Source organism: Pseudomonas sp. W5-36, assembly GCF_046540455.1.
Taxonomy (GTDB): Bacteria; Pseudomonadota; Gammaproteobacteria; order Pseudomonadales; family Pseudomonadaceae; genus Aquipseudomonas; species Aquipseudomonas graminis_B.
Map to the genome: position 1 here is coordinate 13,731 of NZ_JAXCIQ010000005.1, position 26,117 is coordinate 39,847.

General features: G+C 60.8%; 25 protein-coding genes. 12 read left to right on the top strand and 13 right to left on the bottom strand.

Annotated features, from left to right (window positions below; all coding sequences use genetic code 11):
- Window positions 1–120: 120 nt before the first annotated feature.
- The 7 genes from SLW74_RS10610 (at window position 121) to SLW74_RS10640 (ending at window position 5,887) form a co-directional block, all read left to right on the top strand.
- Window positions 121–1,116, top strand: coding sequence for an alpha/beta fold hydrolase (locus SLW74_RS10610; RefSeq protein WP_410928828.1), 996 nt, complete (start codon window positions 121–123; stop codon window positions 1,114–1,116).
- Window positions 1,117–1,355: 239 nt separating this feature from the next.
- Window positions 1,356–1,844, top strand: a complete 489-nt coding sequence (rraA, locus tag SLW74_RS10615) for a ribonuclease E activity regulator RraA (protein ID WP_410928829.1) — start codon at window positions 1,356–1,358, stop codon at window positions 1,842–1,844.
- A gap of 42 nt (window positions 1,845–1,886) precedes the next feature.
- Entirely contained in the window at window positions 1,887–2,882 is a 996-nt protein-coding gene (locus tag SLW74_RS10620; RefSeq protein ID WP_410928830.1) for a zinc transporter ZntB, read from the top strand.
- A gap of 86 nt (window positions 2,883–2,968) precedes the next feature.
- Entirely contained in the window at window positions 2,969–3,238 is a 270-nt protein-coding gene (locus tag SLW74_RS10625; protein ID WP_410928831.1) for a CrfX protein, read from the top strand.
- A 2-nt stretch (window positions 3,239–3,240) separates the two neighbouring features.
- A complete protein-coding gene (locus SLW74_RS10630) occupies window positions 3,241–4,065 on the top strand; it encodes a mechanosensitive ion channel family protein (RefSeq protein ID WP_410928832.1) in 825 nt (274 codons plus the stop codon).
- Window positions 4,066–4,154: 89 nt separating this feature from the next.
- Complete coding sequence (sigX, locus tag SLW74_RS10635) at window positions 4,155–4,745, top strand: RNA polymerase sigma factor SigX (RefSeq protein ID WP_065988497.1); 591 nt, start codon at window positions 4,155–4,157, stop codon at window positions 4,743–4,745.
- 107 nt (window positions 4,746–4,852) lie between these two features.
- Window positions 4,853–5,887, top strand: coding sequence for an OmpA family protein (locus SLW74_RS10640; protein ID WP_065988496.1), 1,035 nt, complete (start codon window positions 4,853–4,855; stop codon window positions 5,885–5,887).
- Window positions 5,888–6,046: 159 nt separating this feature from the next.
- Here the strand turns inward: SLW74_RS10640 and SLW74_RS10645 are convergent, their stop codons facing one another.
- The 4 genes from SLW74_RS10645 to SLW74_RS10660 all read right to left on the bottom strand — a co-directional run bounded on the left by SLW74_RS10645 (window position 6,047) and on the right by SLW74_RS10660 (window position 11,053).
- A complete protein-coding gene (locus tag SLW74_RS10645) occupies window positions 6,047–7,699 on the bottom strand; it encodes a protein kinase domain-containing protein (protein ID WP_410929045.1) in 1,653 nt (550 codons plus the stop codon).
- A 51-nt stretch (window positions 7,700–7,750) separates the two neighbouring features.
- Window positions 7,751–8,962, bottom strand: coding sequence for a nitrate/nitrite transporter (locus SLW74_RS10650; RefSeq protein WP_192130242.1), 1,212 nt, complete (start codon window positions 8,960–8,962; stop codon window positions 7,751–7,753).
- A gap of 294 nt (window positions 8,963–9,256) precedes the next feature.
- Window positions 9,257–9,832 carry an ANTAR domain-containing response regulator gene (locus tag SLW74_RS10655; RefSeq protein ID WP_410928833.1) on the bottom strand — a complete coding sequence of 192 codons (576 nt, stop codon included), beginning with the start codon at window positions 9,830–9,832 and terminating at the stop codon, window positions 9,257–9,259.
- Window positions 9,833–9,844: 12 nt separating this feature from the next.
- Window positions 9,845–11,053, bottom strand: a complete 1,209-nt coding sequence (locus tag SLW74_RS10660) for a CmpA/NrtA family ABC transporter substrate-binding protein (protein ID WP_410928834.1) — start codon at window positions 11,051–11,053, stop codon at window positions 9,845–9,847.
- Window positions 11,054–11,327: 274 nt separating this feature from the next.
- Here SLW74_RS10660 and SLW74_RS10665 point away from each other — a divergent pair, with 274 nt between their 5' ends.
- Window positions 11,328–12,350: a quinone-dependent dihydroorotate dehydrogenase gene (locus SLW74_RS10665; RefSeq protein WP_296307238.1), complete on the top strand. Its 1,023-nt coding sequence runs from the start codon at window positions 11,328–11,330 to the stop codon at window positions 12,348–12,350.
- A 155-nt stretch (window positions 12,351–12,505) separates the two neighbouring features.
- On the opposite strand, the gene rmf is transcribed toward SLW74_RS10665, so the two are convergent.
- Entirely contained in the window at window positions 12,506–12,721 is a 216-nt protein-coding gene (gene rmf, locus SLW74_RS10670) for a ribosome modulation factor (protein WP_410928835.1), read from the bottom strand.
- A 571-nt stretch (window positions 12,722–13,292) separates the two neighbouring features.
- Between rmf and rlmKL the strand changes: the two genes are divergently transcribed.
- Complete coding sequence (gene rlmKL / locus SLW74_RS10675; protein WP_410928836.1) at window positions 13,293–15,563, top strand: bifunctional 23S rRNA (guanine(2069)-N(7))-methyltransferase RlmK/23S rRNA (guanine(2445)-N(2))-methyltransferase RlmL; 2,271 nt, start codon at window positions 13,293–13,295, stop codon at window positions 15,561–15,563.
- 101 nt (window positions 15,564–15,664) lie between these two features.
- Here the strand turns inward: rlmKL and SLW74_RS10680 are convergent, their stop codons facing one another.
- Window positions 15,665–16,057: a RidA family protein gene (locus SLW74_RS10680; protein WP_410928837.1), complete on the bottom strand. Its 393-nt coding sequence runs from the start codon at window positions 16,055–16,057 to the stop codon at window positions 15,665–15,667.
- A gap of 222 nt (window positions 16,058–16,279) precedes the next feature.
- Between SLW74_RS10680 and SLW74_RS10685 the strand changes: the two genes are divergently transcribed.
- From SLW74_RS10685 to SLW74_RS10695, 3 genes are all read left to right on the top strand, one after another.
- Window positions 16,280–16,693: a CSS-motif domain-containing protein gene (locus SLW74_RS10685; protein ID WP_410928838.1), complete on the top strand. Its 414-nt coding sequence runs from the start codon at window positions 16,280–16,282 to the stop codon at window positions 16,691–16,693.
- 25 nt (window positions 16,694–16,718) lie between these two features.
- Window positions 16,719–17,825, top strand: coding sequence for an EAL domain-containing protein (locus SLW74_RS10690; RefSeq protein WP_410928839.1), 1,107 nt, complete (start codon window positions 16,719–16,721; stop codon window positions 17,823–17,825).
- A 142-nt stretch (window positions 17,826–17,967) separates the two neighbouring features.
- Complete coding sequence (locus tag SLW74_RS10695) at window positions 17,968–18,729, top strand: carbon-nitrogen hydrolase family protein (RefSeq protein ID WP_410928840.1); 762 nt, start codon at window positions 17,968–17,970, stop codon at window positions 18,727–18,729.
- A 91-nt stretch (window positions 18,730–18,820) separates the two neighbouring features.
- Here SLW74_RS10695 and SLW74_RS10700 read toward each other — a convergent pair whose 3' ends face one another.
- The 7 genes from SLW74_RS10700 to SLW74_RS10730 all read right to left on the bottom strand — a co-directional run bounded on the left by SLW74_RS10700 (window position 18,821) and on the right by SLW74_RS10730 (window position 25,856).
- A complete protein-coding gene (locus SLW74_RS10700) occupies window positions 18,821–19,087 on the bottom strand; it encodes a hypothetical protein (protein ID WP_065988488.1) in 267 nt (88 codons plus the stop codon).
- Between the two features lie 356 nt (window positions 19,088–19,443).
- Window positions 19,444–19,758, bottom strand: coding sequence for a hypothetical protein (locus SLW74_RS10705; protein ID WP_410928841.1), 315 nt, complete (start codon window positions 19,756–19,758; stop codon window positions 19,444–19,446).
- Between the two features lie 78 nt (window positions 19,759–19,836).
- Window positions 19,837–21,321, bottom strand: coding sequence for a DUF2723 domain-containing protein (locus SLW74_RS10710; RefSeq protein ID WP_410928842.1), 1,485 nt, complete (start codon window positions 21,319–21,321; stop codon window positions 19,837–19,839).
- A gap of 38 nt (window positions 21,322–21,359) precedes the next feature.
- Window positions 21,360–22,346 (bottom strand): lysylphosphatidylglycerol synthase transmembrane domain-containing protein, encoded by a 987-nt coding sequence (locus SLW74_RS10715; protein WP_410928843.1) that lies wholly within the window; start codon window positions 22,344–22,346, stop codon window positions 21,360–21,362.
- Window positions 22,343–23,095, bottom strand: coding sequence for an SDR family oxidoreductase (locus SLW74_RS10720; RefSeq protein WP_410928844.1), 753 nt, complete (start codon window positions 23,093–23,095; stop codon window positions 22,343–22,345). Before SLW74_RS10720 ends, SLW74_RS10715 begins: the two co-directional genes overlap by 4 nt.
- Entirely contained in the window at window positions 23,092–24,408 is a 1,317-nt protein-coding gene (locus SLW74_RS10725) for an FAD-dependent oxidoreductase (protein ID WP_410928845.1), read from the bottom strand. The genes SLW74_RS10720 and SLW74_RS10725 overlap by 4 nt, the downstream gene beginning before the upstream one ends.
- Entirely contained in the window at window positions 24,405–25,856 is a 1,452-nt protein-coding gene (locus SLW74_RS10730; RefSeq protein WP_410928846.1) for a UbiA family prenyltransferase, read from the bottom strand. The genes SLW74_RS10725 and SLW74_RS10730 overlap by 4 nt, the downstream gene beginning before the upstream one ends.
- Window positions 25,857–26,117 lie beyond the last annotated feature (261 nt).

A 26,117-nucleotide genomic window follows, 5' to 3' on the forward strand; every position in this document is an offset into this window, starting at 1 on the left:
GGCGGTTCTTTAACGAATCCGCCCTTTTTTGTGGGTGATTTTCAGCGCGCTGGCAGCGTCAACCTGCTGTCTAGCCCAACCGCCGTTCCCCCTCCACCAAGAGCATCCAGCAAAAGCACCATGCAAAGCAGCAGTCATCTCTTTCCCGTGGCCTTGATCAGTGCCGAGCGTCGTGGCGACCTGACCGAGGACGTCTACCGTTTGAAGCCCGGCAACAGCCCGGATTTCACCGTCGAAATCGCCGTCACCCGGCTGGGTCTTGTGTCCGCCCCGGATGCCCGAGGCGTGCCGGTGGTCCTGCTGCACGGCAGCTTTTCCAATCGACGCTTCTGGTACTCCCCCAAAGGCATCGGACTGGGCGCTTATCTGGCCCGTGCCGGGTTCGATGTGTGGATCCCGGAAATGCGCGGGCACGGCCTCTCGGCGCGTAACAGCGCTTATAAATCCAACGGCGTCGCTGACTATGCGCGCTTTGACTTGCCGGCCATCGCCGGGTTCGTGCGCGAGCAGACTGGCGAGGCGCCCCACTGGATCGGCCATTCCCTGGGCGGCACGACCCTCGCTGCGGCTTTGGGCGGGCAGTATCTGGCGGCGGACGACGCAGCGTCGGTGGCGCTGTTCGGCAGTCAGGTCACCCGCAGCCACTGGCCGCTGAAAGTGCCGCCGCTGCAATGGACCGCTCGGCTGCTGCTCAAGCGCTTCGAGCACGTTTCGGGCCCGCGTTTCAAGCGTGGCCCGGAAGACGAACCCATGGGCGTCCTTCTGGAGAACATGCGCTGGCGCGGCCTGTTCGGCAGCTTCGGCCACAAGAAGGATGACTGGTGGGCCGGGCTGCAACAGGTCACGGTCCCGCTGCTGTGCGTGGCTGGCGCTGGCGATCATCAGGACCCGGAATGGGCCTGCCGCGAGCTCTTCGAGCGCTTCGGCAGCGACGACAAGACGTTTCTCGTCCTGGGCCGCGAACAGGGCTTCAGCGAAGACTTCGGCCACGTGCCGATGCTGGTCAGCAAAGCCGCGCAAACCCAGGTGTGGCCGCGCGTGGCGGACTGGCTGAATCGCCATGTTCCGGTGGCAAAGGCTGAATCAACGCTGAACATGATGGCAACTCCGTCATAGTCGCGGTTTCAGCCATTCCTTGGGCGCTGACTTGGCGATAAGCTGCACCCATTCTCGACACCGGGGCCGAACGGCAGGTGGCGACGCGTTGGTCAGATTTTTCTGTGCGCCATGAGGTGCTATATAAGGATGCAATGCGCGGGGAGCGTCGGTCGTTCAAACAGACAGTCTATTCTCGTAGCCGTCTATCCTAGTGGCTGTCTACCCTCATCACAGAGCTTTCCTGACAGGAGTTACCCATGCACTACATCACCCCGGACTTGTGCGACGCCTACCCTGAGCTGATTCAGGTGGTAGAGCCGATGTTCAGCAATTTTGGTGGCCGTGATTCATTTGGTGGCGAGATCGTCACGCTCAAGTGCTTCGAAGACAATTCGAAGGTGCGTGAGCAGGCTGACCAGCCTGGGCACGGCAAAGTCCTGGTCGTGGACGGTGGTGGCTCTCTGCGCTGCGCACTGCTCGGCGACATGATCGCGGAGAAGGCGGCGAAAAACGGCTGGGAGGGCATGGTGATTTTCGGCTGCGTGCGTGACGTCAACGTCCTCGCGCAGACCGATCTGGGTGTGCAGGCATTGGCCAGTCACCCGCTCAAGACTGAAAAGCGCGGCCTGGGTGATCTGAACACGGTGGTGAGCTTCGGCGGTGTGACCTTCAAGCCGGGCGAATTCATCTATGCCGACAACAACGGCATCATCGTCTCGCCCAGCGCACTGAAAATGCCGGACTGATTATTCTTTACGCGGTTAGCGATTCACTCAGCAAGGACACGAATGTTCGACGAAACAAACGCGCAGTGGGGGCTGGTTCATGCCCTCGTGTTGGACGGAAAGGGCGGGGCGCGTTCAATCCCCCGCACTGCACTGGATGGCCTTCAATTGGAGCCCCACGAAAGTGTGTGGCTCCACTGGGACCGCAGCCATCCGCAGACCCAGACGTGGTTGCGCAAGACCAGCGGTCTCAGCGAGTTTGTCTGTGACCTGATGCTGGAAGAGAACACCCGGCCACGGCTGCTGGCCTTGCCGGACGACGAATTGCTGTTGTTTCTGCGCGGGATCAACCTGAACCCTGGCGCCGAGCCCGAAGACATGGTGTCGGTGCGTATTTTTGCCGCCGCCCAGCGCGTTATCTCGTTGCGCCTTCGTTCGCTGCGGGCAACCGACGAACTGATCGCGTCATTGGATGAAGGCAAGGGCCCGAAAACAGCCTCGGAATTGCTGTTGTATCTGGCTCAGTTCCTCACCGACAAGGTTCAAGCGGTGGTGGGCGAGCTCACAGAACTGGTCGATGACATGGAAGAGCGCATAGATGCTGACGAACGGTATCTGCCCGAGCACGGCAACATGGTGCACATCCGTCGGCGAGCGGCGGGGCTGCGAAGGTTCCTGGCGCCGCAGCGGGAGATCTACGCCCAGATGACGCGCAGCAAGATGCCGTGGTTTGTGGAGGATGACGCCGATTACTGGAACGAGTTGAACAACAGCCTGACACGCTATCTCGAAGAGCTGGAACTGACCAAAGAGCGCGTGGGGCTTGTGCTTGAGGCCGAAGACAGACGCCGCAACGAGCGCATGAACAGGACCGTCTATCGGTTTGGAGTCATCACCGGCATCTTCCTGCCGATGAGCTTCCTGACCGGTTTGTTGGGTATCAACGTGGGAGGCATCCCGGGATCGGAAAACCCCTACGGATTTGTGTACGCCTGCCTGTTGATGCTGGCCGTCGCGGTGGGGCAAATGTGGTTGTTCAAGCGATTGCGGTGGGTGTGAGTGTAAAAAAACGGAAGGCGCACACGAGTGTCGTGTGACTCCAGCAGAATTGGCTGCGTCTTTCAGTGATATTGCGTGAGGTGCCTATGCACGACCCGTTTGAAGAATCACTGCGCGACATGCTCAACGCTTCGTCCAGCAGCCGGGACGATGATGCCGTTCTGGGCCGAGTGTTGAAGACCGCCAACCGTCAGGTCGGCGCCGGTGATCTGTTCAGTCTTCTGGGTCGTTGCACGCAGGCTTTGATGATTGCCGTGAATAACGGCTCCGCCCACGTTTCACCCGTTTCCCGCCGCAAGGCGAAAGGTACCGGTACTGCGTTTGCCGGGACCCGTGTACAAGACAAGGCTGATTGAATATGGAATTGGATCTCTGGACGCAGAGCCTGGTTACTGCAATGACTGCGTTGTGGACCAAAGTCGCGAACTTCATCCCGAATCTGTTCGGCGCGCTGGTCGTGGTGCTTCTGGGTTTCGTGGTGGCAAAGCTGCTCGATACCCTGCTTTCCAAGTTGTTGGCCAAGCTCGGTCTGGATCGCCTGATGGGCGGCACCGGGTTGACCAAGCTGATCAGCCGCGCGGGTATTCAGGTCCCGATATCGACGCTGATCGGCAAGATCGTTTACTGGTTCGTGCTCTTGATTTTCCTGGTGTCGGCGGCAGAATCGCTGGGGCTGGAGCGGGTTTCCGCGACGCTGGACATGCTGGCGCTGTACCTGCCGAAGGTGTTCGGCGCTGCACTGGTGCTGCTGGTCGGGGTCTTGCTCGCGCAGTTAGTCAACGGTATTGTTCGCGGCGCTGCGGAAGGCGTAGGCCTGGATTACTCGGCTGGCCTGGGGCGAATCGCCCAGTGGCTGGTGATCATCATCAGTATTTCGGTGGCGATCAGTCAGCTGGAGGTCAAGACCGACCTGCTGAACCATGTGATCGTTATCGGATTGATTACCGTTGGTCTGGCCGTTGCGCTGGCCATTGGGCTGGGAAGTCGCGAGATCGCGAGCCAGATCCTGGCAGGAATTTATGTACGTGAGTTGTACCAGGTGGGGCAACAAGTGCGTGTTGGAGAGGTCGAAGGGCAGATCGAAGAAATTGGCACGGTGAAGACCACCCTGCTGACCGAGGAAGGCGAGTTGGTATCGATGTCCAACCGGGCTCTCCTCGAGCAGCGAGTGAGCAGCCGTTGAGCCGGCGAATCTGCTAATGTATGCCGCCGCAAAACCCGGGCGATTCCCGGGCGCGGCGGACATCTACCCGACTGTCGGCACGACTTGTTTTGAATAACGTTCAAACGCCCTCTTTGCGCTACGACCCACGCGAGCTCTCCGATGAGGAGCTGGTTGCGCGTTCGCACGCCGAGCTGTTTCATGTGACGCGTGCCTACGAAGAGCTGATGCGTCGTTACCAGCGGACACTTTTTAACGTCTGCGCACGGTATCTGGGGAACGATCGCGATGCTGATGATGTCTGTCAGGAAGTGATGCTTAAGGTGTTGTATGGCTTGAAAAACTTCGAGGGTAAATCGAAGTTCAAAACCTGGCTCTACAGCATCACGTACAACGAATGCATCACGCAGTACAGGAAGGAGCGGCGAAAGCGTCGGTTACTGGACGCTTTGAGTCTTGACCCCCTCGAGGAAGCGTCGGAAGAAAAGACGCCGAAACCAGAAGAAAAGGGCGGGCTTGATCGTTGGCTTGTGCATGTGAACCCGATCGACAGGGAAATTCTGGTGCTACGATTTGTCGCAGAACTGGAATTTCAGGAGATCGCAGACATCATGCACATGGGCCTGAGTGCCACGAAAATGCGTTACAAACGGGCACTTGATAAATTACGTGAGAAATTTGCAGGCGTTACCGAAACTTAACTCGGTGCAAATATCTCTAACGAGCAGGCAAGTTCTGATAGACTTGCCGACGAGTTGTCTCTCGCTAAGGGGGACTGCTTTACAATCACCAGATGGGGATTTAACGGATGAAACTGAAAAACACCTTGGGCTTGGCCATTGGTACTATTGTTGCCGCAACTTCGTTCGGCGCTCTGGCTCAAGGCCAAGGCGCAGTCGAAATCGAAGGCTTCGCCAAGAAAGAACAGTTCGACAGCGCTCGTAACTTCAAAAACGACGGCAACCTGTTCGGCGGTTCTGTTGGCTACTTCCTAACCGACGACGTTGAATTGCGTCTGGGCTATGACGAAGTGCACAACGTCCGTAGCGACAATGGCCAGAACATCAAGGGCGCGAACACCGCTCTGGACGCTCTGTACCACTTCAACAACCCGGGTGACATGCTGCGTCCATACGTTTCGGCTGGTTTCTCCGATCAGAGCATCGATCAGAACGGCAGCAACGGTCGTAACCGCTCCACCTTCGCCAACATCGGCGGCGGTGCCAAGCTGTACTTCACTGACAACTTCTATGCCCGTGCTGGCGTTGAAGCTCAGTACAACATCGACCAAGGCGACACCGAGTGGGCGCCAAGCGTCGGTATCGGTGTGAACTTCGGCGGCGGTTCGAAGAAAGTTGAAGCAGCACCAGCTCCAGTAGCTGAAGTGTGCTCCGACAGCGACAACGACGGCGTCTGCGACAACGTTGACAAGTGCCCAGACACCCCGGCAAACGTGACTGTTGACGCTAACGGCTGCCCAGCTGTTGCTGAAGTCGTACGTGTTGAGCTGGACGTTAAATTCGACTTCAACAAGTCGGTTGTGAAGCCAAACAGCTACGGCGACATCAAGAACCTGGCTGACTTCATGAAGCAGTACCCACAGACCACCACCACTGTTGAAGGTCACACTGACTCCGTCGGTCCTGACGCTTACAACCAGAAGCTGTCCGAGCGTCGTGCAAACGCCGTTAAGCAAGTTCTGGTTAACCAGTACGGTGTTGGCGCTAACCGCGTAAACTCGGTTGGCTACGGCGAATCCCGCCCAGTTGCTGACAACGCAACTGACGCTGGCCGCGCTGTAAACCGTCGCGTAGAAGCACAAGTAGAAGCCCAAGCTAAGTAATTAGCCCCGCTTCACGAAAAACCCGGCTCAGGCCGGGTTTTTCTTTGCCTGCGATTTAACCCCGCAGTCCCCCTGATTCGCTGTCCGGCCGTCTAAGCAAAGAGACCGGGGTCACACTGGATCCCTCTAAGCGGATCCACTTAAACGACTAAGTCCGCACTAGCGTTTGACCAGCAACACCCACAAAACCAGATTGATCAGCAGCGACAACAAAGCCACTGCGCGCCAGACCTTAAGGGGCTCACGCTCCAGCAGTGGTGTCGTACGTGTATTCAGCGGCGAAAGCTCTCCCTGTTGAAAGTGCACGAGCCAGTGCTCTGCGGTCTCGAAGCGCTTCTGCGGATCAGCTTGCAGGGCGCGCTGCAGATGCTGATCCAGCCACTCCGGGACATCCGGTCGGTAACGGCTGACGGGCAGCGGATTACCGAAGCGGCGGCGCTGAAAGGGTTCGATCTCGCCGTAGGGGTAGTGGCCGGTCAGCAGGAAGTACAGCGTGACGCTGGCGGCATACAGATCAAAGTCTGGGCTTGGCCCTGCGCCGTCGAAGGCTTCAGGGGCCATAAAGCTGGGGGTGCCGGGTACATCGCCGCTTTGATCCACTGACAGGCCCGGGCTGTAGGCAAGCCCGAAATCCAGAATGCGTAAACCTCCCGCCTGCTCGTGCAGCAGATTCTCAGGCTTGATGTCTCGATGGATGATGTTGCGCCGGTGCAGCAGACCCACGGCAGCGATCAGTTCCCGGGCCAGACTCAGCCACGGCGACAGCGCCATTGGCCCTTCCTGATCGAAGATTTTAGCCAGGGTCTGGCCGGAGTACTCACGCATCACGTAGTACAGATGCTGGCGCTGGCCGAGGGGGTGCAGGGCTGGAAAGAAGCGACCCGCGACGCGACGCAAGAACCACTCCTCCAGCAGCAAAGCCTCCGCCGCGCCGGCCTCGTCAAAGCGAGAAGGCGGCAGCGTCTTCAATAACCAATGTTGCTGCTGGCTGTCGCGTACGCGATACACAAGGGACTGTCGCGAGTCGGTCAAACGTGTCTCGACTTGCCAACCTTCAAACGTCTGGCCTGCCTTGAGAAGGGGCGGGACAGGCCATTGCTGAAGTTGCAGCAGCGTTTCGCCCAGGCTGTCGGAGCCCAACTGATCGACCTGAATCAGCAACGCGCTCGCGTTATCGGCGCTGCCAGACAGATGAGCGGCGTTGATCAGCGTTCGGACAGCCGTATCCAGATCGGCCTGTTCGTTGAGAATCGAGGCGATTCGTTCATCGCCCAACGTTGCCCACACGCCGTCGCTCACCAGCAGCAAGCGCTCGCCCTGGCGCAGTTCGCCGTCGAGGTAATCCATGACCACGTATTGATCCAGACCCAGCGCGCGTTTCAGCACGTGTTGCATGTCCGGCTGTTCCCAAACGTGGTCCTGGCTGATGCGCTGGAGCTGCCCTGTGTGCCAGCGGTACACGCGACAGTCGCCGACGTGGGCGAGGGTGAAGCGGCGCCCGCGCAGGACCAGCGCACTCAGCGTGGTCAATAAGCCGTTGGCCAGCAGCCAGCGATTGTGCGCCAGCAGCAGGCGGTCGAGGGCCTGGGCGATGCTCCAGGTTTCCGGGGTTGCGTAGTAATCCATGGCCAGCGCCTGCAGCGTGGCCCGGGACGCCAGTCCGCCGTCGGCACATTGACTGACGCCGTCGGCGAGGGCGAACAGGTACCCCTTGCTGGCCGCCAGCGCCGGAGCAGGAGTTACCACGCGAATGGCGTCCTGATTCTCCGCCCGCGGCCCGGTTGCGCTGAATTCGGCAACGCGCAACTGCAAGCCGGTCGTGGTGGGCGCGACCGGCGTCAGCGGCTGATTGACGCTCACGGTCTAAACGCGGGCAGCGGTGACAGCGGCCGAACCCCAGGTGGTTCTCCAACGACGCTTGACGTTCATCAGGCCGAACCAGGCGAGCACACCCAGGAATGCAAACAGCCACAGGCCCAGTTGGTACTCGCCGGTGTTCTGCTTGATGGCGCCAAGCCCGGCGGCGAGCAGGAAGCCACCGATGCCGCCGGCCATGCCGATCAGGCCGGTCATGACGCCGATCTCTTTGCGAAAGCGTTGCGGCACGAGCTGGAACACCGCGCCGTTGCCGGCACCAAGGCCGAGCATGGCCGCGACGAAGAGTGCCAGCGCTGCCCACGAGCTGGGCAGGTTGAAACCGACGGCGGCGATGCAGATCGCCGCGACGGCGTACATGCCGGACAGCGTTCGAATGCCGCCAAAGCGATCGGCGAGTGCGCCGCCCAGTGGGCGCATCATGCTGCCGCCGAAGACGCAGGCCGCGGTGTAGTAACCCGCGGTCACCGGGCTCAGGCCGTATTGATCGTTGAAATAGCCGGGCAGGGCACTGGCCAGGCCGATGAAGCCGCCAAAAGTCACGCTGTAGAAGAACATGAACCACCAGCTGTCGCGGTCGCCCAGGGCTTTGAAATAGTCAGCCATGGATTTGGCTTTCGGGCGTTCCGGAGCGTTTTTTGCCATCAGCGAGAACGCGATGAGGGTCAGCAGCAGCGGCGCCACGGCAAAGCCGAACACGTTGTTCCAGCCGAAGCTGGCGGCGAGCACCGGTGCGATCAGTGCCGCGAACACGGTACCGGAGTTGCCGGCGCCGGCGATGCCCATCGCTTTGCCCTGATGCTGCGGCGGATACCACTGCGAAGCCAGCGGCAGCGCCACGGCGAACGACGCGCCCGCCATGCCGAGGAACACACCGAGCAGCAGCGCCTGCTCATAGCTGTGAATGCCCAGTTGCCAGGCGCAGAGCAGCGCGGCGATGACGATCACCTGGCCGATGATTCCGGCGGTTTTCGGCGATAACTGATCGGCCAGCATGCCCATGATGAAGCGCAGCACGGCACCCGCGAGAATCGGCGTCGCCACCATCAGGCCGCGTTGCTGGGTGGTCAGGTGCAGGTCGGCGGCAATCTGCACGGCCATCGGGCCAAGCAGGTACCAGACCATGAAGCTCAGGTCGAAATACAGAAACGCTGCGAACAATGTCGGTTTGTGGCCGGCTTTCCAGAAACTCGTGTTCATCTAACACCTCATCTGCAGGGATTCGTGTTCGGTGGAGGTGTTGCTCGCACCGCTACGGGTCAGGTCATGCAGGCGAAGCACCAGACCGGCACTCCACCCGCCTCGACGTGTTCAAGGCAAAAACGAAAAAACGCCGCAGCCCTGTGCGCTTGTGCGAAGGGGTGCGACGTCTTTGTCGTGAGTGGGCAACCGCCGTTGGCTACCTGTGAGGTGTGACTAGCAATACATGGGCCAAAGGTGCGCCGGTATGCAGGCGGAATGAAATCAGCGCGCGCGGTTCGGACGTGGAGGGGCTCAGCCCAACAGTTCGCTCATGGCAATGATCTGCTCCGCCACCTGAATCAGTTTCTCCTGCCGGCTCATGGCCTGGCGTCGCATCAGGGTGTAGGCCTCTTCCTCGTTGCACTGCTTCATCTTCATCAGCAGGCCTTTCGCCGTCTCGATGCGCTTGCGTTCGGCCAATTGCTGATCGCGGGCGTGCAGTTGCGCGCGCAGGTCCTGGTCGCTTTCGAAGCGGGCCATGGCGACGTCCAGAATCGGCTGCAGGCGTTGCGCGTGAATGCCTTCGACGATGTAGGCGCTGACCCCGGACTTGATCGCCTGGCGCATCACGCCGGGGTCGTGCTCGTCGGTGAACATCACGATCGGGCGCGGCAGATCCCGGGTCACCAGCACCACTTGCTCCAGCACATCACGCCCCGGTGATTCGGTGTCGATGAGGATCACGTCCGGTCGCACGGCCTGAACCCGTGCGGGGAGGTCGATGATCAGCCCGGATTCATCGATGACCTCGAAACCGGCTTCAGTCAGCGCCGCTTTCAGGCGACCGACTTTTTTGGGGGTGTCATTGATCAGCAGGATTCGCAGCATGGTGGCGTCTCCTCAGCGATCGGCATGAGCGAGGGCGGCATCGGCCAGCGCGTGCAGCTTGAAGCTGCGGGCATAACACGCCGGGTCGCTGCCGTCCCACATCTTGCCGTCGATCAACTGGCTGCTGCGCATGGGCGAGGGCGGCACGGCGATGCCCAGTGCCTCGGCGGCCTCGCGGTACAGGCCAAGCTGTTGGACGGTGCGGGCGACGCCGAGGTAATCCGGGTCTTCGCGCAGCAAGCCCCAGCGGCGAAACTGGGTCATGAACCACATGCCGTCAGACAGCCACGGCATGTTGACCCGGCCTTCATCATGGAAGCGGATGGCATGGTGGTCGTGCCACCGGCTGCCGAGCCCGTCGTCGTACTCGCCCAGTAGCCGCGATTCGATAGCGCCGACGGGTGCATTGACGTACTCGGGGGCGCCGAGCAACTGCGCGGTGCTTCGGCGGTTGTCAGCGCTTTCTTCGATGAAGCGACTGGCTTCAAGCACGGCCATCACCAGCGCGCGCGCCGTGTTCGGGTATTGCTCGACAAATTCCAGGCTGCACCCCAGCACCTTTTCCGGGTGATCCGGCCAGATGGCCTGGGACGTCGCCAGGGTGAAGCCCAGGTTCTGCTGAACGGCGCTGGCACCCCACGGCTCGCCGACACAAAAGCCGTCGATGCGACCGGCCTGCAGGTGCTCGACCATCTGCGGCGGCGGCACCACCACGCTGTCGACGTCGCGCAGTGGGTGAATGCCTTGGCTCGCGAGCCAGTAATACAGCCACAGGGCGTGGTTGCCGGTGGGGAAGGTTTGGGCGAACGTGAGTTTTGGGTCGCTTTGGTGCGTGCGTCGATCGAGTGCATCAGGAGTGGTCACGCCTGCGTCCTGCAGCGCCCTCGACAGGTTGATGCTCTGACCGTTCTGGTTCAGCCCCATCAGCACCGCCATGTTCTTCGCCGGTCCGGCCAGTCCGAGTTGCACGGCGTAGACCAGGCCATAAAGGCTGTGGGCCGCGTGCAGTTCGCCGCTGACCAGTTTGTCGCGCAGGTTGGCCCACGATGACTGCCGGTGCAAATTGATGTGCAGGCCATAGGGCTGGGCGAAGCCCTGGGTCGCGGCGACGATGAGCGAGGCGCTGTCGGTGAGCGCCATGAAGCCGAGGTCGACGCTGGCCAGCTCCGGTGCATCGCTGCCGTTGACCCAGGCCAGCGAGGGGGTGAGCGTGTCATTCATGAGTGCCATTCCGCGTGGAGGCCGACGCGCCTTTCAACGCTGCCGGTCGTCCAAAAAAAACGCCGCCTCGCCCCGATTGAAACCGGGGCGACAGCGACGTCATTGTCCTGTGTCTCGCTCCGCCATTGGATCGAGTCGATGCAGGACTTAAAGCAAGCGATATGCCAGCGGCGAACAGGTCAGTCAGCAAAGTTCGCGACATGCCTCGCGCTTCGCCTGCACCGGCGTTTATAATCCGCCGCTGATCCCAGCCGCAATCGAGCCGCCCCCGCCCATGTATAACCTGGCCCGCCAGTTACTGTTCAAACTCTCCCCCGAAGCTTCCCACGATCTGTCCATCGACCTGATCGGAGCGGGCGGGCGTCTGGGGCTCAACGGCCTGTTCAACAAGGCGCCGATGCAGCTGCCGGTGACCGTCATGGGCCTGCGCTTCCCCAACCCGGTCGGATTGGCGGCGGGGCTGGACAAGAACGGCGCGGCCATCGACGGCTTCTCGCAGCTGGGCTTCGGTTTCGTCGAGGTCGGCACTGTCACGCCGCGCCCGCAACCGGGCAACCCGAAACCGCGCATTTTCCGTCTGCCCCACGCCGAAGCCATCATTAACCGCATGGGTTTCAATAACCTGGGCGTCGACAACCTGGTCAGCCGGGTGCAGGCCGCGCAATACAACGGCGTGCTGGGCATCAACATCGGCAAGAACGCCGACACGCCGGTGGAGCGCGCCGTGGATGATTACCTCATCTGCCTGGACAAAGTGTACGCCCACGCCAGTTACGTCACCGTCAACGTCAGCTCGCCCAATACGCCGGGCCTGCGCAGCCTGCAGTTCGGCGATTCACTCAAGCAACTGCTCGAAGCCCTGCGGGTGCGTCAGGAAGCGCTGACGCTGATCCACGGCAAACGCGTGCCGCTCGCCATCAAGATTGCCCCGGACATGAGCGACGAAGAGACCGTGCTGGTTGCCGGCGCGCTGCTGGAGTCGGGCATGGACGCGGTGATCGCGACCAACACCACCCTCAGCCGTCAGGGCGTCGAAGGGTTGCCCCATGGCGACGAGGCAGGCGGCCTGTCGGGCGCGCCGGTGCGCGAGCAGAGCACGCACATCGTCAAGGTGCTGGCCGGTGAGCTGGGCGGGCGCTTGCCGATCATTGCCGCCGGCGGCATCACCGAAGGCAGGCACGCGGCCGATAAGATCGCGGCAGGTGCGAGTCTGGTGCAGATTTATTCAGGCTTTATCTACAAGGGGCCGGCGTTGATTCGCCAGTCGGTGGACGCGATCGCGTCGATGTCCCGCTGATCATCCAGACGAAAAGAGGGGCTCCGACTGGAACCCCTCTTGGGCCTTGGCCCGCCGCCCGGGTGGGGCGTGCGTGGTAACGGTGAAGCGATCAGCTATTTATAACCAGCGTTGGGTCAAGAAGCTTTAGGTCAGGCTGTAACATGAGGGTTGCGTCAGCCGACCGCGTGAAGTTCGTTGAGTCTATGAATGCCCGCAGTGCCGGTCATACCGTCCCAGTTGTCGCCGCGTCCTTCTCGCCAGCCGTTGATCCAGGCTTGACGCACTGACGGTAGAGTAAATGGGCAAAGCTCACGGGATTTACCGGATACGCCGTATAGGTATCCGCGCGAAAATGCTCTTTCCATCGGATCACGCTTAAGTCTTCTCATAGGGTATTGCCCTCGTTTGTTGACTGTAATGTCCCTGGAGACCTCAGGTTGAGGTCCGGCAGAAAATCTTCTGCCGTTAGCGGCCCGCTGCCGGCGTCGCGGGCTTGATGCCACCGCCGTTGCGGCGATGACCTTGAGTGATTTCTAACCAATGAAAGATGCGCTGTGAATGATCGTTTTGTCATAAGAACGTAACCATTCAGGCATTACGACCATAAGCATTCACTCGTTTGACCAGTGTTTTTTGCGGGGGCCCCTTTTAAACGGGGCTTTCACGTCGCAGTGCAAGTGTTTCGCAATTGAGAGTACTGGCGGTTTGCGCTCAGAGGAAAAACGACGAAGGGTCAGCGATGTGACTTTTTATTGCAGCCGCCGTCGTGCTGAATAGTGTTTTTTTAGGATCAAAACGTCGGCGCTCAAGTGCTGGCGGACCGTCGCACTCGAAATGTATCGGTGCGAGGGACAGGCACAAACTGTGTGCCGCGCAGGCGTCCTCCTTGAAAGGCGTTTGTTGGAATCGGGTCGGACAATGCGTTGTCCGGCCGCTATAGCCTTAGGCTCTGGAATACTCATGTCGGACCGTTACGAACTTTTCCTCACCTGCCCAAAAGGCCTCGAAGGCTTGCTGGCCGAGGAAGCCACCGCCCTCGGTCTCGAGGAAACCCGCGAACACACTTCCGCCATCCGCGGCACCGCCGACATGGAAACTGCCTACCGGCTGTGCCTGTGGTCGCGGCTTGCCAACCGGGTGCTGCTGGTGCTCAAGCGTTTCCCGATGAAGGACGCCGAGGACCTCTACCACGGCGTGCACGACATCGAGTGGGCTGACCATCTGGAAGCGGAAGGCACGCTGGCCGTGGAGTTCAGCGGTCACGGTTCGGGCATCGACAACACCCATTTTGGTGCTTTGAAGGTCAAGGACGGCATCGTAGACCGCCTGCGCACGGCAGACGGCGTACGCCCGTCGGTCGACAAGCTCAACCCGGATCTGCGCGTGCACCTGCGTCTGGACCGGGGCGAAGCGATTCTGTCCCTGGATCTGTCCGGCCACAGCCTGCACCAGCGCGGCTATCGTCTGCAGCAGGGCGCCGCGCCGCTCAAGGAAAACCTCGCCGCCGCGATCCTGATCCGTTCGGGCTGGCCGCGCATTGCCGCTGAAGGCGGCGCGCTGGCTGACCCGATGTGCGGCGTGGGTACGTTCCTGGTCGAGGCGGCGATGATTGCCGCCGACATCGCGCCCAACCTCAAGCGCGAGCGCTGGGGTTTCTCCGCCTGGCTCGGCCATGTGCCGGCGATCTGGCGCAAGCTGCATGACGAAGCGCAGGAACGTGCGCAAGCAGGCCTGGCCAAGCCGCCGCTGTGGATTCGTGGTTACGAAGCCGATCCGCGCCTGATTCAGCCAGGCCGCAACAACGTCGAGCGCGCAGGCCTGAGCGAGTGGATCAAGATCTACCAGGGCGAAGTGGCGACGTTCGAGCCGCGTCCCGACCAGAACCAGACCGGTCTGGTGATCTGCAACCCGCCGTACGGCGAGCGTCTTGGCGACGAGGCGAGCCTGTTGTACCTCTATCAGAACCTCGGCGAGCGTCTGCGTCAGGCCTGCCTGAACTGGGAAGCGGCGGTGTTCACCGGCGCGCCCGATCTGGGCAAGCGCATGGGCATTCGCAGCCACAAGCAATACGCGTTCTGGAACGGCGCACTGCCCTGCAAGCTGTTGTTGATCAAAGTGCTGCCGGATCAGTTCGTCACCGGCGAGCGTCGCACCCCGGAGCAGCGTCAGGCCGAGCGTGAGCAAGCCGCTTACGATCAGGCGCCGGACGAACCCCAAGAGCGCCAGTACAACAAGAATGGCAACCCGATCAAGCCGATGCCGGCCCCTGCGCCGGTCATCGAGCAACCGCGCCTGAGCGAGGGCGGGCAGATGTTCGCCAATCGCTTGCAGAAGAACGTCAAGGCGCTGAGCAAGTGGGTCAAGCGCGAAGGCATCGATTGCTACCGCGTCTACGATGCGGACATGCCCGAGTACGCCATGGCCATCGACCTGTACCACGACTGGGTCCACGTTCAGGAATACGTCGCGCCGAAGTCCATCGACCCGGAAAAGGCTTCGATCCGCATGTTCGACGCCCTGGCGGCCATTCCCCAGGCGCTCGGCATCGACAAGAGCCGCGTGGTAGTCAAGCGCCGCGAACGGCAGAGCGGCACCAAGCAGTACGAACGCCAGAGCGCCCAGGGCAAATTCAATGAGGTCAACGAAGGCGGCGTGAAGCTCCTGGTCAACCTCACCGATTACCTGGACACCGGCCTGTTCCTCGATCACCGGCCGATGCGCATGCGCATTCAGCGCGAAGCGGCGGGCAAGCGTTTCCTCAACCTGTACTGCTACACCGCGACCGCCAGCGTGCACGCGGCCAAGGGCGGGGCGCGCAGCACCACCAGCGTCGACCTGTCGAAAACCTATCTGGACTGGGCGCGTCGCAACCTGTCGCTGAACGGTTTCTCGGACAAGAACCGTCTGGAGCAGGGCGACGTGATGGTGTGGCTGGAGGCCAGTCGCGATGAGTACGACCTGATCTTCATCGACCCGCCGACCTTCTCCAACTCCAAGCGCATGGAAGGCGTGTTCGACGTGCAGCGCGATCAGGTTCAACTGATCGACCTGGCGATGGCGCGCCTGGCGCCGGGCGGCGTGCTGTATTTCTCCAACAACTTCCGCAAATTCCAGCTCGAAGAGACGCTGGTCGAGCGTTATGCGGTGGAAGAAATCACCCAGCACACGGTCGACCCGGACTTTGCACGCAACGGCAAAATCCACCGCGCCTGGAAAATCACCGCGCGTTGAGGCAAATCGCCAGGCTGACGTGTCGGAATACCCGGCGGGTCAGCCTGCGTTATCCGAGCCCTTTCGCCTTGCGTGTCCCGCGCAAGGCACCCCCTTCATGATCAGCGCTGCACCGCGACGCATTTGATTTCCACCAGCAGGCCAGGCTTTGCGAGGTCGCTGACGCCCAGGCATGTCCATGCACAGGTGCCACGAGGGAAGACGCTGTCCTTCACCGCCCTGAATACGGGCATATGGCGGTGCAGATCGATGTGGTAGGTGGTCAGATCGACGATGTCCTCGAAGGTGCATCCTCCAGCGGCCAATACACGCCGCAGGTTTTCCCACGCTGCCAGGAATTGCTGCTCCGGGTCTTCGATCACGGCCAGCTCATGGGTTCGACCGACCTGGCCGGCACAGTAGAGGGTTTTGCCGACCTTGACGGCAGGGGCATAGCCTGCGCGTTCGGCGAGCAGGCGCATTTCATCCGGGACGATGAGTTGACGGTCGGTCATGGGAGGCTGCCTGGAAGTCGGTCGGAGCCGCACGCTATCTCAGGTGCCGGACGTCCGTCCAGTGAGTGGCCTTTGGGTTTTCGAGCGGCGATGGGGTGCGCAGAATGTCTTAGGGGTGAAAACGTTCCGCGCCTTCTTGCTCGGTCGTTCCGGATAAATCACACTCTGAACGAGAGGTAATGAGCATCAGTACAGGATGAGTCCATTTTTTGAGGCAAGGGAATGCGTAAATCCAGAGTCATCATCATAGCCACCCTGTCAGGGCTGATAGGGGCAGTTCTTCCTATGATCACGATGGCTTACATTTCCTGGGAAAGGGCGCTGGCCAAAGAAAGGACTCATTTGGCGACTTACTCCGAGCGAGCGCTCAAAAACATTAGCTTGTCATTGCAACAAGGGCTCAATGTTATAGCGCAGATGGAGAACTGGGCTGGGGTGCCGTGTTCTCCAGAGCATATTTCGTTAATGCGAAAAGCGACCGTGAACACCCGTGCGGTCGAAGAAATTGATTATCTGGAGCGAGGGTCGCTTGCCTGCACATCATGGGGGGGCACGTCGATACTGTCTGAATCGACGACGTCGACTTATACCGATGCGAGAGGCTATAAAATCCAATGTTCGCCTGATCCCGAGTGACCAGGGGATCCAGCCGATCACGATCATGCATCGTGGCGCCTACCGCGTCCTTATAAATGCAGGAAGGCTCAGCGACATCATTCTGGATGATCGAATGCAACTCGGTGTTTTCTACCAAGGCCAATTGGTGAATATTTCCCAGGGAGCGGATGAGAAGACGATTTCCCAACTCGTATCAAACCGAGATCGCAAGAGTAAAGACTATCTCTATGCTGTTTCCACTCAAGACGACTGGTCCTCCCTTGTGGCTGAGCCGATAAAAAGCGTCGACACCAGCTTTTATAGCGAGTTGGCCTGGATGTTGCCCATAGGCCTGGGGATCGGCTTGATTGTCGTAATGTCAGTCATCCGGATCATGCGAATCAGACTCTCGCCGATGGCCGAGATGCAGATCGCAATCGCCCAGCGGGAGTTCACTGTTCACTATCAACCGATCATTGATCTTGAAACTGAGGAATGTACTGGGGCCGAGGCGTTGGTTCGGTGGCTGAGACCAGACGGCACGGTTGTGGCCCCTGATCAGTTCATTCCGCTGGCTGAAGAAACAGGGCTGATTTTGCCCATCACTGACCAGGTCATCCAGGGCGTCGTCAGAGACATGGCGCACCTTCTACGAGATAACCGCCGTCTTCATGTGTCCATCAACATCTGTGCAGATGATCTAAAATCCGGGCGTTTTCTTGACACGCTTCATCAAGCGTTGAAAGGCTCGATGATTAACAACAGTCAAATATGGATAGAGGCCACTGAGCGAGGCTTCGTTGATGTTGAATCGGCCGTTACGACATTAAAAAAAGCGCGAGCGCTGGGCTTCAAGATTGCAATCGATGACTTTGGTACGGGGTACTCCAGCTTGCAATACCTTGAGCGCCTTCCTGTCAATGTGCTCAAGATTGATAAATCCTTCGTGGACGCCATCGATAAATCTTCAGCGTCCAGTTCGGTGGTGACGCATATTATTGCAATGGCTAAAACGCTGGGTCTGGAAATTGTTGCCGAGGGCATCGAGAGCCCCCATCAGGCAGATTACCTGCGACTGTATAAGGTGGATTACGCCCAGGGTTGGTTATATTCGAAAGCATTGCCCTCTCAGGATTTTCTAAACTTTGTTAATACCCAGAAAAACCGCTAGGGAGTCTCCGCGATGTCAGACGGGTCGAGGAGCTGTGCAGCGTGAAGAATACACTGCGCGTGCCTGACCGCTTGCCGCCGCCGCAACGTCAGTTGATCGAAGCATTCGTCACTGCCTCGCTGTCTGAAAAAAACGAGTTCCTATGACAAACCTCGTGATATGTGCTGCTCAATACTGCTCGGTCGCCGGTGACATCAACGTCAACATCGACCGGCATCTTCACACCATGCGCCGCGCGGTCGAGCATGGCGTTCAGTTTCTGCTGTTCCCCGAGTTGTCCTTGACCGGCTACGAGCCGTTCCTCGCGCGCGAACTCGCTCAGACACCTGACGCCGAGTGTTTGCAACCGCTGCGTGAGCTCGCGTCGCAGTCAGGGATGACCACCGTGGTGGGGCTGCCACTGCGTCAACCCGGCAGCGAAATCATCCTGATTGGCGCACTGGTGATGGCCGCCGATGGATCGCAGTCGGTCTACACCAAGCAGCATCTTCATCCGGGAGAAGAGGCGGTTTTCAGTGGCGGGGAGGGCGGTGCGCTGGTGGATATCGGCGCCGAGCGCATTGCGCTGTCGGTCTGTGCGGATTTTACCCACGCCGGCCACGCCCAGGCAGCGGCGCAAGTTGGCGCCAGTCTGTACGCCAGCAGCGTCTTGATCAGCGAAGAAGGCTATGCGCGAGACGCTGAATTGCTGCAGAGCTATGCCTGTGCGCATTCGATGGGCGTGTTGATGGCCAACCATGGCGGACCGTCGGGAGGCTGGGCCTGCGCGGGACGCAGCGCATTTTGGTCACCCGGAGGTGAGCGGGTGGTAAGCGCGACGGGTACGGGCGACTGCCTGGTGATTGCCCGTCGGCATGAAGGCGTGTGGGAGGGCGAGGTTGTCGAGCGACCGACTCTGTCTTGAATCAGTTCTGCTGACGAGCCAGCGTCGGGCAATTACAAGTAGCAGGGCACCTCGGCGGTGCCCGCTGCGCTGAGTTTCTGCTCAACAGAGATCAATGCACCGCCCACGAACGGGGCGCCGGGGTGTGGCTGAATTTCGAGATGCCTTTGACCCAGAATCGTCGATGGGCCGTCTGGTCCGGCGGCAGCAACGGCTGGCTCGACCATTGATGATGACGTTTGGCTTCATCGCGATATGCTTTCCACTCCATGGCTTCGGCGGTGTCCTGCGCGGCGCGTTCGTCATCGAACCAGCCCAAAACAGATACTTCACCTTGATCGCGGCCATGCTCTACCAGCAGAAAAATGTTTGTGTACATGCTTTTGCCTTTCACTGATCGGGTCCAACCCGCTATTGGGGCTCTACAAATAGCGTATCGACAGCGACGGCGGAAAATTTAGGCCCGTGTTTCTCCTCGGGTTTTGCAATGAAAAGTCATACGCTTTCCCGGCTAAAGCAGTCCTGCGGAATGCCGCAATTCCATCGGATGACCGGCTTCAGCCGGGAAGAGGCCGGGTGGTCCACCCTTGATAACCTTTGGGCAGTGGCGTGAGGCGGTCGGCCTTTTCCGGGAACGAGAAACGAAAAAAGGGCCGAATCTTATTCGGCCCTTCATCGTATTCAGTGCTGCCTCGGCGCTACGTTCGCTCAGAGGCACACGGTCAGCACAGCGATTTACTTGCTGCCGCTGGAACCGCTCGCGCCACCACCGGTACCGCCGCCGCTGCCGCCCATGCCGCTGCCATTGGTCATGCCGCCGCCGTCAGCGTCACCACGGTTGGTGCCGTTGGTGCTGCCCATGCCTTTAGTGCCTGGGGTCGACGTGCCTGGGGAGCTGCCGTCGTTGTTTTGACCGCTGGTCGAGGTGCTTGGCTTCGGGCCATTCTTGTCGATCGGATCGGTTGGGCCGGTGGAACCAGCGAACGCGGAGCCAGTAGCAACAACCATCAGGCCAGCGAGTGTCAGGGCAGTCAATTTAGTCTTGATCATGATGTGAATCCCTTTGTTGTCATGGATACCTATTGGTCAACCCGCCAACGCAAGAGGTGCATTCGATCCGACGGACGGTCATCCGCCTCTCAGTGGATTCACGAGCACGTTTGGGCTGCTTTGCCCGTCCGCTTTTTTCGCGCGCAATTCGTACCCCACCGCCAACGTCTGCAGATCAAAGCGATCCGAGATGCTCGAGCAGTAACTGGTCCGCGCCAGGAAGGCACCCGGGCCGTTCAAGTACGACTCGATGTTTTTTGCGCCTTCGCACAGCGCCACGGTTCGTCCTTTGAGCAGGCCGCTGGCTTGCGCCGAACGCAATGCGCCGTTGGGCGTCCAGTCCGCAACAATCAGCGCGCCTAGGGGAGCTGATTGTTCGTAACTGTGCACGAACGCCTCCGCCGAACGATCGCGCAGGTACGGCGCCATGAAGTAATGGATATCGTCACGGAAAGGCAGCGCTTCCTTGTGGGTGGGCAGCGCAACGACACCGCTGGCGTAAATCGCGTACACCGTCAGAAGGGTCACCGGGCCGCTGAGGGGCAGGGCATAGGCGACAACGGCGGCATTGTGCCGCGCCAGCCACGCCTGCACATGGATCACGCCGATGATGCTCAGCAGCACCGCGCCAGGCAGAAAAAACGTGAAGCGGTCGGTTACGTTGTATGACACGGCGAAGAGGAAGTTCAGCACCGCCGCGCACCACAGCAGCCGCAGCCGCCGGCTTTTCGGGAACAGCACCAGCGCCACCAGTTGCGGGCCGAGCAGGGAAAGCATCAGCAGCACTACCGAGTTCTTCTCGTGCCACATGTCGTCGAAGCGAAACAGCGAACCCTGCCAGCTCTGTTCCGTGGTCTTGTCGGGGATGCCAATCAGGTAACGGTGGCCGATGTCGATCAGGCTCAAGCCGTTTTGCAGCTCCTGCAGAATACCGGGGATCGCCACCGCAAAGCCCAGCACAAACCCCGGGATCGTCAACAGCACCCGCGCCCTGTGCTGCCAGACCAGCTGCACGTAGAGCGGGAACAGCACGATGAACGTCAGTTGGTGAATGGCGGCGGCGAGGCCGGTGAGGATGCCGATGACGAACAGCGCGGTGAGCAGGCCCAAGCGCGATTTATCGCGAAAATGCACCATGTAGGCCAGGGTTACCAGCAGCGTGTGCAGCAGATAAACCTCGGCTTTGGTCGAGACCCAGAACACGCAATGGCACAACACCGCCGCGGCAATCGCCAGCAAGGCCTGCTGCGACGTCGCACCGACGCCTCTGGCCAGACGAAAGATCGCCCAGCCCAGCGGGATCAGCAGCATCGAGTTCATGAAACTCAGCACCAGCGGGCCGAAGTGAGCGAACAGCGCCGTGGTCACGAACAGGTACAACGGGTGATCCAGCGGGCCGAGGGTGTCGCTGAAATAGCGACCCTGCGAGGCGTCTGCGATGAAGATGCCGTTGTCCATCCATTGAATCGGGCCGCTGGAGGCCAGAAAGCTCCAGACCACGGCGGCCACCGCCAGCAACAGGGGAATGCCGAATAACGCTCGATAACGTACTGCTGCCACCATGACTTGCACTCCTGTCCCTTTAATCCCGTCGAAAAGCGTTATTGAACCGGTTGAGCCTGAGGCGTTGCAGCCTCGCTTTTGAGCCTGATCAGCATCACCGCGCCGATGGCCACGGCGAACCACAGCGTAGCCAGACGAATCAGCACGGTGGCGGCCACGGCGTCGGCGCTGTCCATGCCTTTCCAGACCAGCAGGCCAACCATCACCGCCTCCGCGCCGCCCAGTCCACCAGGCATGAAACTCACTGCGCCGGCCAGCATTGCCAGGGCGTAGACAAACACCGCGAACGTCACCGGGATATCCGCGCCCATCCATTTCAGAATCCAGTCGAACGCCAGGGCTTCGGCGCTCCAGGCGACCACGCTCAATGCGGTCAGCCCGAGCATCAGGCGCAGACGATGGCATTGCTGCGCATGCACCAGCACTTGCAGCAGATGGCGCAGCAGCCCGAGCACCTTGCCGCCACCCACAGGCACCATGTCGGTGATCCGCTCAAGCAGGCGACGTTGCGACAGCACCACCAGCCCGACCGCCACCAGCGCCACGCCGACCACGATCATCGGCCACGCCTGGGGGTACAGCGACAGGCCGAACAGGGTCAGCAAGACCACCGCGAACAGGTCCGACAGCCGCTCGCTGAAAAACGCCGCGAAACTCTGCGGGTAGGGCACGCCCCAGCGTTTCAGCAGCACGCCGCGCATCGCTTCTCCGGCCTTGCCCGGCGTGGTGGTCAGGGCAAAGCCGGCCAGATAAATGTTCAGGCTCGGCCGCCACGGCATGGGATGGCCGAGCACTTTCAGGTAGGTCTGCCAACGCACAAAGCGCAGGCCGTAGTTGACCGATGACATGAGCAGCGCGATGACAATGCCCACCAGCCCGACCTCGCTCACCGCAGCGCCCACTGCCTGCCAGCCGCCCCACAGCGAAAAGCCGAGATAGCCCAACGCCGAGCCGACCACCGACAGCACCACCGCGCGGTAGCGCCAGCCGGACAGGTGCGAAGTCTCGGGCACCGCTTCGCTCATAGATTCAGCCTCTTGAACACCGGCTGCGGGATCGAACGAATGACCAGCATGATCAGCGCCCAGAAACCCGGTGCGTAGAGCGTCGGCACCTTGTTGGCGATGCCTTTGACGATGCGCTGGGCGACCTGCGCCGGTTGTGCCAGCAGGGCCGCCGGCAACGACAGCCCCTGGGTCATCGGCGTGTCGACAAAGCCCGGTTTGATGGTGGTGACGTGCACGCCGACTTTGAACAGCCGCGCCTGCAAGCCTTCGCAGTAGGTCGACACCGCCGCCTTGGCGCTGCCGTAGAGGTAATTGGAAGGGCGACCCCGGTCAGCCGCTACCGAAGAAATGATCGCCAGACTGCCGCAGCGCTGGGTTTCGAACTGCATCGCCAGCACCGTGAGCAGGGCGATCACCGAGGTGCAGTTGTTGGCGAATTCCTTCAGCGCCAGGTGCACGTCGCGCTCACAGGCCTTCTGATCGGGCAGCGTGCCGTGGGCGATCAGGGCGATGTCGATCTGTCCCAGCGCAGTCAGACAGCGGCCCATCATCAGCGGATGCGCCTCGATGTCGTTGGCGTCCATCTCGTGCAGCGTGACGTGGGTCGCTCCGCGCGCCTTGAGGTCGGCGGCGGTCTGCTGCAGCTTCTCGACGTTGCGCGCCACCAGGAAAAAATCGCTGCCTTCCGTGGCCCACAACCGTGCGCACGCGCTGGCGATGGCCGAGGTGGCGCCGATGATCAGGACTTTCTTCTCTGCAGTTTTCATAGGATCACACGGCTCCAGAAACGGGACATCAAAGAGGGATCGCGCAGCGCTTCCAACTGCTCCCAGGCGGGGTAGGCCCGCCGGAAATCGGCACCGCTCATGTGGGCGTCCTTGGCCGGGTACAAGCGCCCGCCAGCGGCGCGAACAATGTCGTCCAGACGCGGGAACAACACGTTCCCCAGCGCCTCGCTCTGGGCAAAATCCAGCGCCAGGGAGGTGCCTTCCAGGGGGAACGACAGCAGCCCCGGCGAGGCTATATCGCCACAGCGCTTGAGCACGGCAAGGAACGACCCCTGGCCAGCGTCGGCAATGGTGCGCAGCAGTTCGCCCATGGCGGCTTCGGCATTCGCCGCAGGCACGACGCACTGGTATTGCTGAAACCCCCGGCGGCCATAAATCCGGTTCCAGTGCAGGATCCGGTCGAGGGGGTAGAAGAACGGTTCGTAGGCGCTGCGGCCCTGCTTGCGCTGGCGGGTGTGCAGGCGCCAGTACAGGGTGTTGAAGGCGCTGAGGGAGACTGTGTTGATCAGCGATACCGGCGGCGTCAGGGGCACGCTGAGTTTCTTGCGCTGACCGACGTCAAGGGAGCCGTACTGCGCGTGGTCGCCGACGATGAACACACCGCGTCCGGTCTCTGCACCCTTGGCCAGGCAGTCGACCCAGGCGACGCTGTATTCGTGGCGCGCGTCCAGCTCGGCCGACAGCGCAAAAAACTCGGCCAGATTGGCGAAGCGCACCGTGGTGGTGTCGATCTGGCTGGCGCGGATCGGCATCAACTGGATCTGCGCCCAGTGAATGACCCCGGTCAGGCCGAGCCCGCCGATGCTCGCGGCGAACAGGGCTGGATGATCTTCAGGCGAGCAGATCACCTCCGGCTCGCCGTGGCGCAACAGGCCGAAGCTCAGCAGGTAGCGGCCAAAGGTGCCGCGCACATGATGGTTTTTGCCGTGAACGTCATTGGCGATGGCGCCGCCGAGGGTGGCGAACTGGGTCCCGGGCGTCACCGGCAAAAACCAGCCTTGGGGGATGGCCACGGCCAGCACTTCCGCCAGGGTGATGCCGGCCTCGGCCTTGATCACGCCGGTGCTCCAGTCGGCTTCGATCAGCCGGTCCAGCGAGCGCATGTGCAGCACCTCATCGCTGGCCGCCAGGCAACTGTCGCCGTAACTGCGGCCGTTGCCGTAGGGCAGGCTGCTGCGGTGGGCGCCGATCACGCGGTCCATTTGCGCAGGCAATTCGTCGAGCCACCCACAGCCATGACCGCGTTGCGGACGACGGGGGAAACGTCCCCAGGAATACAACGGCGTGCTCATGCGGCGATCCAGAACATCATCAGAAACGCCGCGCCGATCAGCTGACTGGTGCGGTCGCGGATGGCGAACACCACCGGGTCTTCGTTCATCTGCCCGCGATGGGTCAGCATCCACACCCGCGTCACCCAGAACAGCAGCAGCGGGCAGGCCAGCCAGATGATGTGCGGGGTGACGTACAGCTCAGTGGTTTTCGCGTCCTGGATGTACAGCGCCAGGACCATCACCGCGAGGTAACCCGACGACGCTCCCAGTGAGGCGATCATGTCCAGGTCGCCGGGGTGGTAACCGCGACCCCTCGCCAACGTGTTGATCTCCCGGGCGCGGGCATCGCGCAGCTCGGCGTAACGCTTGACCATGGCCAGGCTGAGGAAAATGAACATCGAGAAGGCGAGGATCCAGAACGTCAGAGTGAGGCTGAACGCCGCGACGCCGGCGATGATTCGCGCGGTGTAGAGCATCGCCAGGGCGATCACGTCCCAGGCCATCAGGCGTTTGAGTCTCAGCGAGTAGGTCAGGGTCAGGCAGTAGTAGGCGGCCATCACCGCTGAAAACTGCCACGGCAACAGCAGCATCGCGGCGCCGAAGGCCATCGCCAGCAGCGCCGGCACCATCACCAGCCCGGTCTTGATCGACAGGCGGCCACTGGCGAACGGTCGGTTGCATTTGCTTTTGTGATGGCGGTCGTCGCACAGGTCCAGCAGGTCATTGAGGATGTAGACGCTGGAAGCGCACAGGCCGAAACAAAGGAACGCGATGACGCCGTCGCGCATCAACTCGAACTGCGCCAAGCGATGGGACGCCAATAGCGGCACGAAGATCAGCGCGTTTTTCAACCACTGGTGCAAGCGCAGGGCCTTGCGCCAGTCCCGCAGGCCCGGCGAGTTGCTGCGGATAGTCGGCTCGACGCTGACTTGTGCTCTTACTTGGGCTTCCACGCCTCTGTCGGGATTGACCACATAGGCCTGGCGGGACACATCCCATATGGGCAAGTCATCTTTCGAGTTGCCGATGTAATCGAATCCGCCCTCGCCGAAGTGCGCAACTAAGAGGTCACGTTTGTTGTGGCCGGACAAGTTGCGGTGGGTATTGGACGCCAGCACCAGATCGAATAACTGCAAGTGTTCGGCGATTCGCTCGGCGAGGCTTACATGACTCGCCGTGGCCAGTACCACCATGCGGCCGGTGTCTCGTTCGCGCTGGATCATTTCGATGATCTGCGGATCGTAAGGCAGCACGGAGACGTCTATTTCGGTGCTCAGCGCCAGGCCTTCTTTCAGCGCGGCTTTGCCTTTGAACAGCCAGCCCAGCATTTTCAGGGTTTTCAGCGGCTGGCCGCGAATGAACGCCATGGCCGTCTCCATGAGCAAATCCGAGCGCAATAACGTGCCGTCGAGATCAACTACCAAGGGAGGGTAAGTTTCAAGAACTCGTCCCTGAATTCTGGCCATAGTGAGTGCTCCTGTGGGGTCGGCTGACTATAAACAAAATCGGATGTTCACAACTTCATTTAAATTAAAGGGCCCCGGGCGTGACGTCGGCGAGGTGGCGTCAGAATTAAGTAGCGAGTTTTTGAGAAAAGTGAGCGCGGCAGTTTTTCATTTATTACACAAGCGCTGCCGGAGAATTGGCGACCAACTAATGACTTCTCGGCAATGACGGTTTAGTGCCGTGTTTAATACGGCGATTCACGGCTATGTGTGTGTAGCGTG

Coding starts and splice junctions, on each gene's coding strand:
- SLW74_RS10610 (WP_410928828.1), top strand. CDS start 121: ATGCAAAGCAGCAGTCATCTCTTTCCCGTGGCCTTGATCAGTGCCGAG.
- rraA (WP_410928829.1), top strand. CDS start 1,356: ATGCACTACATCACCCCGGACTTGTGCGACGCCTACCCTGAGCTGATT.
- SLW74_RS10620 (WP_410928830.1), top strand. CDS start 1,887: ATGTTCGACGAAACAAACGCGCAGTGGGGGCTGGTTCATGCCCTCGTG.
- SLW74_RS10625 (WP_410928831.1), top strand. CDS start 2,969: ATGCACGACCCGTTTGAAGAATCACTGCGCGACATGCTCAACGCTTCG.
- SLW74_RS10630 (WP_410928832.1), top strand. CDS start 3,241: ATGGAATTGGATCTCTGGACGCAGAGCCTGGTTACTGCAATGACTGCG.
- SLW74_RS10640 (WP_065988496.1), top strand. CDS start 4,853: ATGAAACTGAAAAACACCTTGGGCTTGGCCATTGGTACTATTGTTGCC.
- SLW74_RS10650 (WP_192130242.1), bottom strand. CDS start 8,962: ATGAACACGAGTTTCTGGAAAGCCGGCCACAAACCGACATTGTTCGCA.
- SLW74_RS10655 (WP_410928833.1), bottom strand. CDS start 9,832: ATGCTGCGAATCCTGCTGATCAATGACACCCCCAAAAAAGTCGGTCGC.
- SLW74_RS10660 (WP_410928834.1), bottom strand. CDS start 11,053: ATGAATGACACGCTCACCCCCTCGCTGGCCTGGGTCAACGGCAGCGAT.
- SLW74_RS10665 (WP_296307238.1), top strand. CDS start 11,328: ATGTATAACCTGGCCCGCCAGTTACTGTTCAAACTCTCCCCCGAAGCT.
- rmf (WP_410928835.1), bottom strand. CDS start 12,721: ATGAGAAGACTTAAGCGTGATCCGATGGAAAGAGCATTTTCGCGCGGA.
- rlmKL (WP_410928836.1), top strand. CDS start 13,293: ATGTCGGACCGTTACGAACTTTTCCTCACCTGCCCAAAAGGCCTCGAA.
- SLW74_RS10680 (WP_410928837.1), bottom strand. CDS start 16,057: ATGACCGACCGTCAACTCATCGTCCCGGATGAAATGCGCCTGCTCGCC.
- SLW74_RS10685 (WP_410928838.1), top strand. CDS start 16,280: ATGCGTAAATCCAGAGTCATCATCATAGCCACCCTGTCAGGGCTGATA.
- SLW74_RS10690 (WP_410928839.1), top strand. CDS start 16,719: ATGCATCGTGGCGCCTACCGCGTCCTTATAAATGCAGGAAGGCTCAGC.
- SLW74_RS10695 (WP_410928840.1), top strand. CDS start 17,968: ATGACAAACCTCGTGATATGTGCTGCTCAATACTGCTCGGTCGCCGGT.
- SLW74_RS10700 (WP_065988488.1), bottom strand. CDS start 19,087: ATGTACACAAACATTTTTCTGCTGGTAGAGCATGGCCGCGATCAAGGT.
- SLW74_RS10705 (WP_410928841.1), bottom strand. CDS start 19,758: ATGATCAAGACTAAATTGACTGCCCTGACACTCGCTGGCCTGATGGTT.
- SLW74_RS10710 (WP_410928842.1), bottom strand. CDS start 21,321: ATGGTGGCAGCAGTACGTTATCGAGCGTTATTCGGCATTCCCCTGTTG.
- SLW74_RS10715 (WP_410928843.1), bottom strand. CDS start 22,346: ATGAGCGAAGCGGTGCCCGAGACTTCGCACCTGTCCGGCTGGCGCTAC.
- SLW74_RS10720 (WP_410928844.1), bottom strand. CDS start 23,095: ATGAAAACTGCAGAGAAGAAAGTCCTGATCATCGGCGCCACCTCGGCC.
- SLW74_RS10725 (WP_410928845.1), bottom strand. CDS start 24,408: ATGAGCACGCCGTTGTATTCCTGGGGACGTTTCCCCCGTCGTCCGCAA.
- SLW74_RS10730 (WP_410928846.1), bottom strand. CDS start 25,856: ATGGCCAGAATTCAGGGACGAGTTCTTGAAACTTACCCTCCCTTGGTA.